The 14,016-nt window shown below is 72.9% G+C and carries 12 protein-coding genes; 3 read left to right on the forward strand and 9 right to left on the reverse strand.

The window, feature by feature from the left end:
- Window positions 1-2 precede the first annotated feature (2 nt).
- The gene (locus JOE68_RS15160) at window positions 3-1,319 is read right to left on the reverse strand and encodes an aminotransferase-like domain-containing protein (protein WP_204842991.1); all 1,317 of its coding nucleotides are present in this window, start codon (window positions 1,317-1,319) and stop codon (window positions 3-5) included.
- A gap of 146 nt (window positions 1,320-1,465) precedes the next feature.
- Between JOE68_RS15160 and JOE68_RS15165 the strand changes: the two genes are divergently transcribed.
- From JOE68_RS15165 to JOE68_RS15175, 3 genes are all read left to right on the forward strand, one after another.
- Entirely contained in the window at window positions 1,466-2,104 is a 639-nt protein-coding gene (locus tag JOE68_RS15165; RefSeq protein ID WP_204842992.1) for a GNAT family N-acetyltransferase, read from the forward strand.
- A 70-nt stretch (window positions 2,105-2,174) separates the two neighbouring features.
- The gene (locus JOE68_RS15170) at window positions 2,175-2,924 is read left to right on the forward strand and encodes an ArsR/SmtB family transcription factor (RefSeq protein WP_204846115.1); all 750 of its coding nucleotides are present in this window, start codon (window positions 2,175-2,177) and stop codon (window positions 2,922-2,924) included.
- A 50-nt stretch (window positions 2,925-2,974) separates the two neighbouring features.
- A complete protein-coding gene (locus JOE68_RS15175) occupies window positions 2,975-3,976 on the forward strand; it encodes a YdcF family protein (protein WP_204842993.1) in 1,002 nt (333 codons plus the stop codon).
- 288 nt (window positions 3,977-4,264) lie between these two features.
- On the opposite strand, the gene JOE68_RS15180 is transcribed toward JOE68_RS15175, so the two are convergent.
- The 8 genes from JOE68_RS15180 to JOE68_RS15215 form a co-directional block, all read right to left on the reverse strand.
- Complete coding sequence (locus tag JOE68_RS15180; protein ID WP_204842994.1) at window positions 4,265-5,416, reverse strand: N-acetylmuramoyl-L-alanine amidase; 1,152 nt, start codon at window positions 5,414-5,416, stop codon at window positions 4,265-4,267.
- A 181-nt stretch (window positions 5,417-5,597) separates the two neighbouring features.
- Entirely contained in the window at window positions 5,598-5,927 is a 330-nt protein-coding gene (gene trxA, locus JOE68_RS15185; RefSeq protein ID WP_204842995.1) for a thioredoxin, read from the reverse strand.
- A gap of 26 nt (window positions 5,928-5,953) precedes the next feature.
- A complete protein-coding gene (gene trxB, locus JOE68_RS15190) occupies window positions 5,954-6,946 on the reverse strand; it encodes a thioredoxin-disulfide reductase (protein ID WP_204842996.1) in 993 nt (330 codons plus the stop codon).
- Between the two features lie 93 nt (window positions 6,947-7,039).
- A complete protein-coding gene (locus JOE68_RS15195) occupies window positions 7,040-7,771 on the reverse strand; it encodes an RsmA family anti-sigma factor (RefSeq protein ID WP_204842997.1) in 732 nt (243 codons plus the stop codon).
- Entirely contained in the window at window positions 7,768-8,385 is a 618-nt protein-coding gene (sigM, locus tag JOE68_RS15200) for an RNA polymerase sigma factor SigM (protein WP_204842998.1), read from the reverse strand. Before sigM ends, JOE68_RS15195 begins: the two co-directional genes overlap by 4 nt.
- 179 nt (window positions 8,386-8,564) lie before the next feature.
- A complete protein-coding gene (locus tag JOE68_RS15205; protein ID WP_204842999.1) occupies window positions 8,565-10,091 on the reverse strand; it encodes a protein kinase family protein in 1,527 nt (508 codons plus the stop codon).
- Window positions 10,092-10,128: 37 nt separating this feature from the next.
- Window positions 10,129-11,760, reverse strand: coding sequence for a murein biosynthesis integral membrane protein MurJ (murJ, locus tag JOE68_RS15210; RefSeq protein ID WP_204843000.1), 1,632 nt, complete (start codon window positions 11,758-11,760; stop codon window positions 10,129-10,131).
- Window positions 11,757-14,015, reverse strand: coding sequence for a DUF6049 family protein (locus JOE68_RS15215; protein WP_204843001.1), 2,259 nt, complete (start codon window positions 14,013-14,015; stop codon window positions 11,757-11,759). The genes murJ and JOE68_RS15215 overlap by 4 nt, the downstream gene beginning before the upstream one ends.
- Window position 14,016: the final 1 nt, after the last annotated feature.

Here is a 14,016-nt window from a genome sequence, read left to right on the forward strand (position 1 = left end):
GATCAGGCGGTGTCGGGCGAGGGGGTCTGCGGGCCGGAGAGCGCTCGCGAGGCCGTGGGCCCGAACGTCTCGTGCAGCTCCATCTCGTCCTTGATGACGTTGGCCAGCCGGCGCACGCCCTCGCGGATGCGCTCCGGCGTCGGGTAGCAGTACGAGATGCGCAGCTGCCTGCTGCCCAGCCCGTCCGCGTAGAACCCGGTGCCGGACGCGTACGCCACGCGCTGCGTGATGGCGCGCGGCAGCATGGCCTTGGTGTCGATGCCCTCGGGCACGGTCAGCCACACGTAGAACCCGCCGGCGGGCTTGTTCCACGTGGAACCGGCCGGCATGTGCTGCTCCAGCGCCGAGATCGCGGCGTCGCGGCGCTCCCGGTAAGCCTCGCGGTAGGTCTTGACCTGGCCCTTCCAGTCGTGCGTCGACAGGTAGCGCGACACGATCAGCTGGTTGAGGGTGGGCGGGCACAGCGTGGCCGACTCGGCGGCCAGCACCAGCTTCTCCCGCACGGCGTGCGGCGCGAGCACCCAGCCCACGCGCAGGCCCGCCGCGAACGTCTTGGAGAACGAGCCCAGGTAGACCACGTTGTCCGGGTCGGTCGACCGCAGCGCCGGGTAGGTCACGCCGTCGAAGCCGAGCAGCCCGTACGGGTTGTCCTCCACGACCAGGATGCCGTGCGCCCGGCAGATCTCCAGCACCTCGGCCCGGCGCTGCACGGCCAGCGTCACGCCGGCCGGGTTGTGGAAGTTCGGGATCGTGTAGAGGAACTTGACCCGCCGGCCGCTGCGCTCGACGGCCGCGACCGCCTCGCGCAGCGCGGTGGGCTCCAGGCCGTCGGCGTCCATCGCGACGTGCACGACCTGCGCCTGGTAGGCCGCGAACGACCCCAGCGCGCCCACGTACGACGGGCCCTCGGCCAGCACGACGTCACCGGGGTCGCAGAAGATCCGGGTGACCATGTCCAGGCCCATCTGGGAGCCGACGGTCACCACGACGTCGTCCGGGTGGGCCCTGATGCCCTCCAGCGCCATCACGTCGCAGATCTGCTCGCGCAGCTCCGGCACGCCGTGCGCGGAGCCGTACTGCAGCGCGACCAGGCCGTCCGCCGCGATCAGCTCGCCGATCTCGGCCGAGAGGGAGTCCAGCGGCAGCGCCGCCAGGTGGGGCATCCCCCCCGCCAGGGACACCACCTCGGGCCGGCTCGCCACCGCGAACAGCGCCCGGATCTCCGATGCCGTCATGCCCGCCGTGCGCGCCGCGTACCGGCGCAGGTGCGGGTCGAGGCTTCGGGGGCCCTGCTGGGGGGGCTGTTCGGGCAGGTTCACGGGAAACTCCGACGTGGTATCGGTTACCGGCGGGTTCGTTCCCGGCTGAGTGTAACCGCCGTCCCGTTCGGGGCATCTGCCTTCCAGCCGGGGGTCACCTCCGCCTATCCTTCGAAGGGGTAGTTCTCGGGGGTTGGGAGGTCGGGGTGTCGCGACGCGTTGTGGGCGTCACTCTGGACAACCTGGAGCACCTCTCCAAGCACAGTCGGACCTGCGTGTTCTGGGAGCTGGCGCCCCACCTGAAGGAGCAGGCCGAGGAGTACGGGGACACCGAGTTCGAGAAGGAGGCTTGGGTCTCCAGCGTCCTGCTCGAGTGGGGCTCCTGCGGCCGGATCATCTACTGCGACGGCATCCCGGCCGGTTCGGTGTTCTACGCGCCGCCGGCGGCCGTGCCGCGGTCGCTGGCCTTCCCCACCTCCCCCGCCAGCCCCGACGCGGTGCTGATGACGGGCCTGGAGGTGCTGCCGGAGTTCCGCGGCGGCGGGCTCGGGCGCGTGCTGGTGCAGGCGGTGGCCAAGGACCTGACCCGGCGCGGCGTGAAGGCCGTCGAGGCGTTCGGGGACAACCGGCCGCCCGGCGAGGGCGACGAGCGCTCGTGCGTGACGCCGGCCGACTTCCTGCTCCAGGTGGGCTTCAAGACCGTGCGACCGCACCCCCGCTGGCCCCGGCTACGGCTGGAGCTGCGCAGCGCGTCCTCGTGGAAGGAAGACGTGGAGGCGGCGTTGGAGCGGCTGCTCAACTCCGTGACCGTGTCGACGGCCGAGCCGAGCTTCCGTCCCGTCTGAATTCCCGCTCCGACCTGCGGCTCCTTTCGCGCGGGTTGACATGCAGGCATTTGCCTGCGTTACTGTGCGTGTGGACAAGGTGTTCAAGGCGCTGGCCGACGAGACCCGCCGCCTCCTGCTCGACCGGCTGCGCGAGGAGAACGGCCAGACGCTCGGCGAGCTGTGCGCCCGGCTGGGCATGACCCGCCAGTCCGCGTCCCAGCACCTGAGGGTGCTGGAAGCCGCGAACCTGATCACCACCGCCCGCCGGGGGCGGGAGAAGCTGCACTACCTCAACCCGGTGCCGCTGAACGAGGTCCAGGAGCGGTGGATCGAGCGGTTCGAACAGCCCCGGCTGCGGGCGCTGAGTGCGATCAAACGACAGGCGGAGGCCGCGATGAAGCCCGGTTTCGTGTACGTGACCTACATCGGGAGCACCCCGGAGGAGGTCTGGAAGGCGCTCACCGACGCCGACCTGACCGCCGCCTACTGGGGCCACCACAACATCTCGGACTGGCAGGCCGGTTCGACCTGGGCGCACCGCCGCGCGGACGGCTCGGGGGTGGACGACGTCGTGGGCGAGGTGCTGGAGGCCGACCCGCCGCACCGGCTGGTGACGACGTGGCGCGACCCGGCGGACCCGGCCGCGGCGTCCACCGTGACCTTCCTGGTCCAGGCCCACGGCGACGTCGTCCGGCTCACGGTGACCCACGAGGGCCTGGAGGGCGCCGAGCGGGCCCAGGTCGCCGCCGGCTGGCCGGCCGTGCTGTCCAACCTGAAGTCGCTGCTGGAGACCGGTCGCGCCCTGCCCCTGCCGCCGTGGGAGATGCCGGACGCGTGACCCCGATCGAGTGACCGGCGAAGAATCCCCGATCGGATTACCTTGTCGTCGTGCTCTACGCGATCGCCGCCGTGGTGTCGGCCGTCTTCTTCGCCCTCGGCGTGCGCCGCGACCGGCGTCGGGTGGCCAACGCCGTGTGGCTGGGCCTGACCCTGGTGTCCGGGTTCCTGTGGGTGGTGTCGCGCGACGACCTGCCGGAGTGGCTCGACGACGCCATCGGGGCCGCGGTCCTGGTGGCGCTGCTGCTCGCGGGCCTGGTGCTGCCGGTCGCGCTGGTCGTCAACGGCGTGGTGATGCTCCGCCGCGAGGGCCGCGGCCTGGCGAACCTGCTGTCGCTGCTCACGGGCCTGGCGATCCTCGCGCTGGTGGTGGTGTTCGGGTTCGCCCTGGCCGACGACCGGACGTGGGTGCACGCCGTGGTCGGGTCGCTGGTGATCGTGGCGGCCTACGTGGCGTTCCTGTTCGTCAGCCTGCTGCTGTACTCGGTCTTCTACGGCAAGACGGGCCGCCGCACCGGCTTCGACGCCGTGATCGTCCTCGGCGCGGGCCTCCGCGGCGACCGCGTCCCGCCCCTGCTGGCCGCCCGCCTGGACCGGGCCGCTGCCGTCTTCCACCGGGAGGCGGCGGCGGGCCACACCCCGCTGGTCGTGGTGTCCGGCGGCCAGGGCGCGGACGAGGACGTGACCGAGGCGGCGGCGATGCGCCGCTACCTGCTGGGCAGCGGCGTGCCGGAGGACCGGATCGCCCTGGAGGACCGGGCGACCACCACCGAGGAGAACCTGATCTACAGCCGCGCCCTGCTGGCCGACCGGGGCCACACGGGGCGGGTGGTGGCGGTGACCAACAACTACCACGTGTTCCGGACGGCCGTGCTCGCGCGCCGGCTGCGGATGCGCCTGGAGGTCATCGGCTCGCACACCGCGTGGTACTTCCTGCCCAGCGCCTTCCTGCGCGAGTTCGTGGCCCTGCTGGCGCGCCGCCCGGTCGTGCACGCGCTGGTGTGCGGGACGTTCGTGGGGCTGTACCTGGCCGTGCTGTCGCTGATCACCTAGGCGGAGCGGTGGGCTGCCACGAACGCCTGCCAGTCGACCAAGGAGGAGCGATCACCGGACCGGTGGGGTTCCCGGAGACGCGGACGGCTACGGCCCGCCCGGACGAGGCGGTCCGGCGAGCGGGACAGCCCGGCGGCGTCGAGGTCGACCCGGGTGCGGCTTCGCGGAGTTCCGCACCCGGCTCACGTCTGCGGGCGGTGGTGGGGCGCCCCGGGTCCCGCGGCGGCCGGCGCCGGTCGCCCGACCGGTGCGCGAGAGCCGGCCGAGGGGTGCTCCCACCCCGGGGGATCAGCCGGTGGGGCGGACTTGCCCGATGGTCAGCTCGTGGCGCATCAGGTCGTCCAGGGTGAACGTCCCGGTCGGCTGGTCGTTCTGCCCCAGCAGGTACAGGCGCTTGACCGCCACCAGGATGCCCTCGGCCACCACGTCCCGGAACGACGGGTTGGCCAGGCGCGCCCGGTCGCCCGCGTTGGTCAGGTAGCCGACCTCGACGCGGACCGCCGTGCACCGCGTCATGCGGAGCATGTCCCACGTCTTGGGGTGCGTGCGGCAGTCCGGCATCCCCGTGCGCGCCACGATCTCGCGCTGGATGAACCCCGCCAGCGCCTCGCCGACCGTGGACGACGTGCCGTTGCCGGTGCCGAAGTGGAAGCTCGCCACGCCCGACGCCAGCGGCGACGGGTTGGCGTCGGTGTGCAGGGACAGGATGAGGTCCGCGCCCGCCTCGTTGGCGAACTTGGCGCGCTCGCCCTCGTCCGGGCAGTGGTGGGGGCCGCGGGTGAGCAGGGCCTCCATGCCGGTCGCCGCCATCTTGCCCTCGAGCAGCCGCGCGAGGTCGAGCATGACGTCGGCCTCGGCGACCCCGCCGACCACGACGCCGCGGTCCGCGCCGCCGTGCCCCGGGTCGATGATGATGCGCTTGCCCGACAGCCTCGGCCCGGCCCGGCGGACCCGCTCCTGCTCGCGCAGGAACACCGGCCGGCCGCCGCGCACCTTCGGCTGGAGCTGCCGCAGGGCGCGCACCGTGTCGGGACCGCACATCCCGTCCGCGATCAGGCCGTAGTCGCGCTGGAAGCTGCGCAGCGCCAGCTCGGTCTGCTGGCCGAACTCGCCGTTCGGCCGGCCGGCGTCGTAGCCCAGCTCCAGCAGGCGCTCCTGGAGCGCGAAGACGTCGTCACCCGTCACCGGCTGGGACATCAGGTACGCCAGTGGGCGGTCGCCCAGTCGGAACGTCGCGTCGCGCAGGGCGCGGTAGGTGGCCGGACCGACGACACCGTCGGTGATCAGACCCCGCTGCTGCTGGAAGGCGCGCACGGCGTGCTCGACCGGCAGGTCGAACACCTGCGACGGCTGCGGGTCGGACAGCAGCCCGATCCTCGTCAGCGTGGCCCTGACCTCGGCGACGTCCGGACCGAAGTCCCCGCGGCGGAGAAGCGGCATGTACCCCTCGTTCGCTTAGGCGCCGGCCTGTGCCGACGCTGAACCTGACGCCCTATTGTGCCTTGCTCGCAACCGTGGCCCGCGCAGGGCTACAACGAGTGGTTACCCACCTACAAAAGTGTGACCCGTCCGCCTTTAGTTTGACGGACGGGCCACGATTCGGCTCGTTCAGCCGGGTGGGTCAGCCGAGGACGCCGGCCAGGTCGTTGAGCAGAGCCGCCTTCGGCTTGGCGCCGACGATCTGCTTCACCGGCTTGCCGCCCTGGAACAGGATCATGGTCGGCACCGACATGATCTGGTAGTCGCGGGCGACCGACGGCTCGGCGTCGATGTCCACCTTAACGATCTTGATCTTGTCGGTGTTCTCGGCCGCGATCTCCTCCAGGACCGGGGAGACCATCTTGCACGGGCCGCACCAGGTCGCCCAGAACTGGACCAGGACGGGCTTCTCGCTGAGCAGCACGTTGTCGGTGAAGGTGGACTTCGTCACCGGCATGGTGGCGCCTGCCATGTTGTTCTCCTCTGTCGAAAGGTTCTTCAGCTGGTGGTCACGGGCTCGCCGTAGCCGCCGCCGACGTGCTCAGCGGTCACCGCGGCTTCCGCGGTGCCGTGCTCTGCCAGCCAGCGCTCGGCGTCGATCGCGGCGGAGCAGCCCGAGCCGGCGGCGGTGATCGCCTGCCGGTAGGTGTGGTCCACCAGGTCGCCGGCGGCGAAGACGCCGGCCACGTTCGTGTAGGTGCTCTGCCCCTTGACCTTGACGTAGCCCAGGTCGTCCACGTCGACCTGACCGCGCACCAGCTCGCTGCGCGGGTCGTGGCCGATGGAGACGAAGAAGCCGGTGAACGGGTGGTCGGTGACCTCACCGGTGCGGGTGTCGCGGGTCTTGAGGCCGGACATGGTGCCCTCGCCGGCGATCTCGACGACCTCGGCGTTGAGCAGCCACTTGATCTTCTCGTTGGCGCGGGCGCGCTCCAGCATGATCCGGGAGGCACGGAAGTCCTCCCGTCGGTGGATGATCGTCACCGAACGGGCGAAGCGGGTCAGGAAGGTGGCCTCCTCCATCGCCGAGTCGCCGCCGCCGACCACCGCGATGTCCTGGTCGCGGAAGAAGAAGCCGTCGCAGGTCGCGCAGGCCGACACGCCGCGGCCCAGCAGCTCCTGCTCGCCGGGGACGTGCAGGTAGCGCGGCGCCGCGCCCATGGCGAGGACCACGGCCTTGGCGGCGTAGCGGGAGCCGTTGGCGGTGACGTACTTGACGTCGCCCTCCAGCTCGACCTCTTCCACGTCCTCGGCGCGCAGCTCGGCGCCGAAGCGCTTGGCCTGCTCCCGCATCTGCTCCATCAGCTCGGGACCGTTGATCCCGTCGCGGAAGCCGGGGTAGTTCTCGACTTCGGTCGTGGTCATGAGCGCGCCGCCGTACTGCGAGCCCTCGAACACCAGGGGTTCGAGCTGGGCACGCGCCGCGTAGACCGCCGCGGTGTAACCGGCGGGCCCCGATCCCACGATGATCAGGTTCCGAACGTCCGACACCCTCGACCTCCGTTAGTCGTGACAGGCATGGGCCTGCACTGCCTTCAACGGATCGTAGGATGCCGTGATTCCACGGCCTTCGGGTGAGGTGGGCTACTCCGGGGTGATGTTGCTCTTCGCCAGTACGCCGTTCGGGTTATCGGGACCACACGTCTCGGGGTCGAGCACGACGATCTGGAACGCACCGGGCCGGCCGCCGGGCAGGATCGCCATCACCGCGTCGCGGTCGTCCAGCGCGATCGGGCTGACGCCCAGCGGCTTGGAGCCGACGATGTCCCCGCCCCTCAGGCAGCCCGCCAGCTTGTCCTGGTTCTCCAGCGGGCCGTAGTTCTGCGCCTTGAGCACGTCGCCGAAGACCGGTCCGAAGTCGTTGCCCTTCACGGCGAGCCGCGGCGCGGTGACCGGCGTGTCGCCGGGGGTCGGCAGCGCCTGGTCGTCACCGGGGGCCGACCTGGTGTCCGGCTGCGTCGACACGACCACCACGCCGACCGCGACGGCCGCGGCGGCGAGCAGCCCCGCGCCCCAGCCCAGGTGCTTGCGCCGGCGCCGGGCGGCGAGGTCGACCACGGGCGCGGCGGGCCGGGCCTCCTCCGCGAGGGCCGCGTCGATCCGGTCCGCGACCTCGCGCGGCATCGGGATCGGGGGCAGTCCCCGCAGGTCCTCCAGCGTGGCGTCGAGCGCGGCCAGGACCTGCCGGGCCTCGGGGTCGTTCGCGACGACCTCCCGCAGCTCGGCCTCGGTCCGCGGGTCCAACGCGCCCGCGTGCAGTTCCGCCAGCAGGTCGACGGACCACGGCGGCCCGGAGCGCCGCGCATTGCCGGTCATCGTTCCTCCAACTGACGTCCCTGTTGCACCTGCACATCGGTCACTGGGACGTTCGCATCTGCACTCCGGTTCCGGAGGTGACCCAGAATCTTGGCCAGCTTCGCGCGACCGCGGGCGCACCGCGACTTCACCGTGCCCTCGGCGATCCCCAGCAGCGCGGCCGTCTCGGCGACCGAGTAGCCCTCCACGTCGACCAGCACGATGGGCGCCCGCTGCTCCTCCGGCAGCTCCGCCAGCGCGTCCTGGACGACCAGCCGCGTCTCCCGCTCGGCCATCGCGTCGCGCGGCGCGACCGGCTCGCCCGGCCCGGCCTCCGGCAGCGGCACGGTGGGCCGGGTCTGCCGCCTGCGCATCCGGTCCAGGCAGGCGTTGACCACTATTCGGTGCAGCCAGGTGGTCACCTGCGACTCGGCGCGGAAGCTCCCGGCGGCCCGGAAGGCGGAGATGAACGCCTCCTGCAGGGCGTCCGCCGCCTCTTCGGGATCGCGCAGCGTCCGGAGCGCCACCGCCCACAACCGGTCCCGGTGCCGTTTCACCAACTCCGAGAACGCGTGCGGGTCGCCCGCGGCATGAGCCGCGATGAGGTCTGCGTCCGAGCTGGCTGCGGCGGTCACGGTGAGAGGGTATCGGCACCGGCCAGGGATACGCCGATCACCCGTTCAGGCTATGAGCAGGCACGGTCCGCCACCGTCCGGCGCGGGCCGCCACTCCCCCGGACCGACTTCGGGCCGCCTGCGGGTCGCTTCCGGGCAGCCCCCGGTCACCCCTCGGCCACTCCCCCGGGACGGCCCCGCTACTGCGCCCGCGTGTAGACCAGTTCGGCGATCTCCGACTTGTTGTTCCGCTCGCCGCCCGCCAGCTTCGTCACCCAGACGAGGACGTGCCCGGTCGGCTCGTGGTCGTCCAGCTGGATCTGCGTCTGCCCGCCCGTCAGGGTCGCGGTCGCGACGACCTTCGTCTCCTCCAGCGGCGCGCCGTCCGAGGCGGCCACCCGCACCTCCACGACGGTGCCCTCGCTCGGCGACGTGACGGTGATCGACGCCAGCTTCACCGGCTCGGCGAAGGACGCCATCAGCCCGATGCCCGGCTTGAGCGCCGGGAACGGCTGGAAGTAGTTCTCCGTCTGCCAGACCGTCGTCGGGTCGTTGTCGACCGCCCGGCTCGCCCGGTTGGCGTTGTCCGGCTGGTTCGTCACGTCGTAGACGCCGACCTGCGCCGGCTGCACCGGACCCGCCGGCGCGGTCGCGGGCGGCGCGGGCTGGCCGGAGGCCGCCGGTTGGCTGGACTGGCCGATGACCACCGTCGGACCGCCGCCCTTGGTCGGCTCGTCGCTGAAGAAGCTCACGATCTGCACGCCCAGCCAGGCGACGACGGCCAGCGTCGCGACCGCCAGCACCGCCACGCTGATCATCAGCTTGCGCCGGTGGCCCCGGCCGCTCTCCGGCCGCTGCGTCGTCCACACCGCGCCGTCGTCGGCCGCCTCGGTCACCGGCTTGATCAGCGCCGTCTGCGCCTCGGACTCGGCGATCCGGTCGAGCACCTGCAGGATCGCCGCCGAGGTCCGGATGCCGCCGACGCTGGTGTCCTCCAGCGAGCGCACCGCCACCGACGACAGCTCGTGCGGCACGTGCGGGTGCAGCGCGCTCGGCGCGACCACCGCGCCGTCCGGCCCCGTCGGCGCCACCGGCACGTCCGGCGGGCCGCCGGGCAGCGCCCACCGCCCGGTCAGCAGCAGGTAGAGGATCGCGCCCAGGCCCTTGACGTCGTCGCGCGCGATCGCGTCCGGCCGGGGGCCCGGGAAGGCCAGCCGCAGCCTGCCGTCGGACGTGACCCGGATGCGCAGCGGGTGGTCGGCGCCCAGCACCAGGCCCGCGTGGTGCGCGCCCTCGATGGCCGCGCCCAGCGGCTCCAGCAGCCGGGTCGCCGCGCCCGCCGGCAGCGGGCCCTCGGCGACCAGGTCCATCAGGTCCGTGCCCTGGGTCCACTCGGCGACGACCATGCCGAGGATGCCCTCCTCGAACCTGATCCCCGAGCCCGGCGTCAGCACGTCGATCACCCGGGCCACGCCGGGGTGCGTGAAGCTGGCCGCGTGCATCGCCCGCTCGACGGTCCGCTTGGCCCGCGTCAGCGCCGCCGGGTCGGCCGGGTTGCCGACCAGGACCGTCAGCGCCACGTCGCGGTTGAGCTGCCCGTCGCGCGCGCGCCACAGGTGGGCGTCGCAGCGCCGGTCGACGCCGGACCGCGCGAGCAGCCGGTAGCGGCCGTCGCCGATGACCCCGCCGGGCACCAGCGAGGTGTTCTGGATCGGGCCGCCGCTCACGCGCCCGAGCGTACGGGAATCCGCTCCGCGGGCGCGCTCATCGGCGTCGCACCAGACGGCTGATCTTGTTCATCACCGGCTTCACCTCGGGTACGCGGAACACGGCCATCATCACGAAACTCAGCGGCAGGCCCACGACCGTGAGCACCACCATCTCCACCCAGGCCGTGGCGACCGGGCCGTCGGTCCCGATCAGGTGGACGGCGAGCCGGGACGCCCCGGCCGCGACCGCGAAACCGATGGCCGAGGCCACCACGGTGAGGCAGATCGTCCACGCCGTGTACCCCGTGCGCAGCCGCCCCAACCGGATCCGCAGCCACAGCTGCCCGATCAGGGCGCCGACGACGAAGCTCAGCGACATGGCGATCGACACGCCGACGGCGATCTTGTCCGGCGGCGAGAACGCGAGGACCGCGTACAGCAGCGCGATCCGGACCGCGACGATGACCGCCTGGACGAGCGTCGGCGTCCGGGCGTCCTTCAGCGCGTAGAACACCCGCAGCTGCAGCAGCGTGATCGCGTAGGGCACCAGGCCGAAGGCCGACAGCGCCAGCGCGGTGCCGATGCGCTCGCCGCCCTCGACCCCGGACTCGCCCCACGAGAACACCGCGAGGCCGATCGCCACGCCGGCCACGGTCATCAGCGCGCTGAACGGCATCAGCAGGATGGACGACATCCGGTTGCCGAACGCGAGGTCGCCGACCAGCGCGCCGGTGTCGTTCGCCGCCGCCGCGCGGGACATCTTCGGCATCAGCGCCGTCAGCAGCGACACGCCCAGCACGCCGTAGGGCACCTGGGCGACGAGCCACTGGTAGTTGTAGACGGTGATCGCGCCGTGGTCGTAGGCCGTGACGCGGGTCAGCACCACCATGCTCGCGAACCCGAGCGCCACGTACAGCAGCACCCAGAACGCCAGCCCGCCGAACTCGGCCAGCCGCCGGTCCCAGCCCCACCGCCAGCGGAACCGGAAGCCCGTCCGCCGCATCGCCGGGACCATCACCGCCGCCTGCACGCCGACGCCCAGCATCGTGCCCAGGCCCAGCACCAGCAGCTTCGGCTCGCCCATCCGCACCGGGTCGAGCGAGATCTCGCCCGGCACCAGCCAGTACACGACCAGGACCACGATCACCACGAGGTTGTTCAGCACCGGCGCCCAGGTGGGCAGGCCGAACACGTGGCGCGTGTTGAGGATCGCGCCCAGCATCGCCGACAGGCCGTAGAAGACGATGCCCGGCAGCACGAGGTAGGCGAACGCCGTCACCAGCTCCGGGTTGGCCTCGGTCGCGTTGCCGATGAACAGCGAGGTGAGCAGCGGCGCGCACACGACGGCGACCACCGTGCCCACGCCGAGCAGCGTGACCGACATGGTGACCAACCACTGCGCGTAGGACTCACCGCCGTCGTCGTCCTCCTTCTCGGCGCGCACCAGCAGCGGGATCGCCACCGACGTGAGCACGCCGCCGAGCAGCAGCTCGTTGATCATCGTCGGCAGCGTCGTCGCGACCTGGTACGAGTCGTTGAGGACGGTCGTGCCGACCAGCGTGACCAGCAGCAGCTTCGAGAGCAGGCCGGAGGCCCGGCTGACGACGGTGGCGATGGCCATCGAGCCGGAGGCCCGCGCCACCGACGGGGGCTTCGGCTGTTCGACCACCTTGGTTGTTCCGCTCAACTCGTGCTCGACTTCTCCGGTGTGACGCCCGAGGCGTCGTTCGGCACCGCCGCCGCGGCGGCCCGCGAAGCGCGCGCCCGCCGGTAGATGCGCCGGGCGGACAGCAGCACCAGCAGGGCGCCGGCGAGGGCGGTGATGACGATGGTGATGGTCCCGTACGCCGAGGAGGACACCTCGAGCCGGGCCCGCTCACCGAGTTCCACGCCGTCCGGCGTGGTCAGCCGGACGTGCACCGGGAACCGCCCGGACCGCAGCACGTCCACCGGCACGGTGAGCTGCCGGTCGCCGCGCGCGGGCAGCACCTGGTCGCCGAGCTGCTGGGCGACGATGCCGGGGGTGTCCTCGACCACGACCCGCACGGTGATCCGCACGTCCAGCCGGTTGCGGATGGTCACCGGGATGGGGCTGTCGCCGGACGCGAGCAGGATCGGGCTGTTCGGCTCGCTGACCGTGACCTGGCCGCGCAGCGCCGCGAGCTGCTCCTCGGCGATGGCCAGCGCGGCGCGCGCGCCCGCCTCGTCGCCCCGCCACGCGCCGGACACCGCCCGCAGCAGGCTCAGCCGCAGCGGCGACACCAGGTCCGCGGGCTTGGTGGCGAGGGCGTCCTCCTGGCTCATCGACTCGGCCAGCCGCCCCAGCTCCTGCCAGGACCGCCCCACTTCGGCGGTCACCGCGGGCGGCACCTCCTGCGCGCCCGCCTCGACCGGGTAGCTCAGCGCCGCGACCTGCTCGGGCGGCGCCGCGCCCAGCAGCGCCTCGACCCCGACCGTCGTGGCGAACCCGCCGGCGACCAGCGACTTGGTGATCTGCAGGAACGTGTTGACCTCGCCCGTGGGCGCGTTCCAGCGCCGCGGCGGGCTGATCACCACGTTCTGCCCGTTGCCCTGGAAGCCGGTGCGGAAGGCGAGCGCGGCCAGCGCGTTCTGCACCGACACCGGGCGCGTCTCGGCGGGGGTGGTGATGCCGGTCACCGTGCGGCCGGCGGCCGGGCCGCGCAGCGCGTCGGACACCATGCCGTCGATCCGGACCGCGGTGAGCGGCTTGCCCGCCGGCGGGTCCAGCCGCACCGGGCCGGTGCCGGGCGTGCCGGCGACGGCGGACTGGTCGAGCACCAGCGACGTGACGCCGCGGGCGGCCAGGTCGCTGAGCGCCTGCTGGTCGAGCACGCCGTCCTCCGGCCACGCCAGGCCGGGCAGCGCCTGCACGTCGAGCACCTGGCGGACGACCTCCGCGCCCTGGCCCGCGAGCGCGGACAGCTCGGTGAGCTTGGCCCGCGACAGCGCGACCAGGTCGGCGTCGGCGTCGGGCAGCGCCACCACGCACCGGCCGCTCGCCAGCAGCTTGAGCCGCGCGAGCCACAGCTCGGCGTCGTTGCGGCCCTTGCCCGGGCCCCGGCCGCGGACCTGGTAGCCCTTGCCCATCGCCTGCACGGTGCGCAGCAGGTCCGGGTCGACGGCCAGGCACACGGCGGGGCTCAGCGGGCCGTCCAGCGCCGACTCGTAGGCCATGAGCAGGCTGTGCAGCCGCCCGCCCAGCGCCAGCGAGGTCGCCAGCTCGTCGTCGGTGAGCACCGGCTCCTGGCCGCCGGACACCATGCGGGGGCGGTCGGCCAGCGGCCACAGCACGGTGAGCTTGGCCGGGTTCGCCGGCGGGCTCAGCGCCGCGCCGCCGGGCACCGCGAGCACCGGCAGCAGGGTGCTCAGCGCGGCGAGCCGGGCGCGGTCGCCGTAGTCGGGGCGGCCGTTGATGTTGGCCAGCACGGGGTAGACGCCGGGCTGCTCGACGCGCAGCGACGTGTTGCCCGTCCCGGTCACCGGCACGGTCAGGGCGAACGGCCTGCTCTGGCCCACCCGCAGCTCGTCGACGATCCGGGTGAACCAGGGCTGCCGGACCCCCGCGTCGGCCGGCTCGCGCAGCGCGCCCCGCAGGGCCTCCTCGTCGGTCAGCGCCTCGCCGCGCTCCAGGCGCAGGTCGATGTCGAAGATGTCGCGGTCGCCGACGTTGACGACCTTGCCGGTGATGGTGACCGAGTCCGCGCCGGCGGTGACCACCCGCGGCGCCAGCTCCTCGATGTCCAGCCGCAGCAGCGGCTGGGCGTTGCTGCCGGGTTGGAGGGACGCCGGTCGGGTCGCCCACACCTGGGTGGCGGGCGCCGGCTTGACCGGGATCCGGCCGCCGTCGGCGGGAGCCGCCGACGCCGGTGTGCCGGCGAGCAGGAACCCAGCCGCCGCGAGCGCGGACAGCAGCCGTTTCACG

Origin of the sequence: Saccharothrix algeriensis (genome assembly GCF_016907655.1) — a bacterium.
Classification (GTDB): Bacteria; Actinomycetota; Actinomycetes; order Mycobacteriales; family Pseudonocardiaceae; genus Actinosynnema; species Actinosynnema algeriense.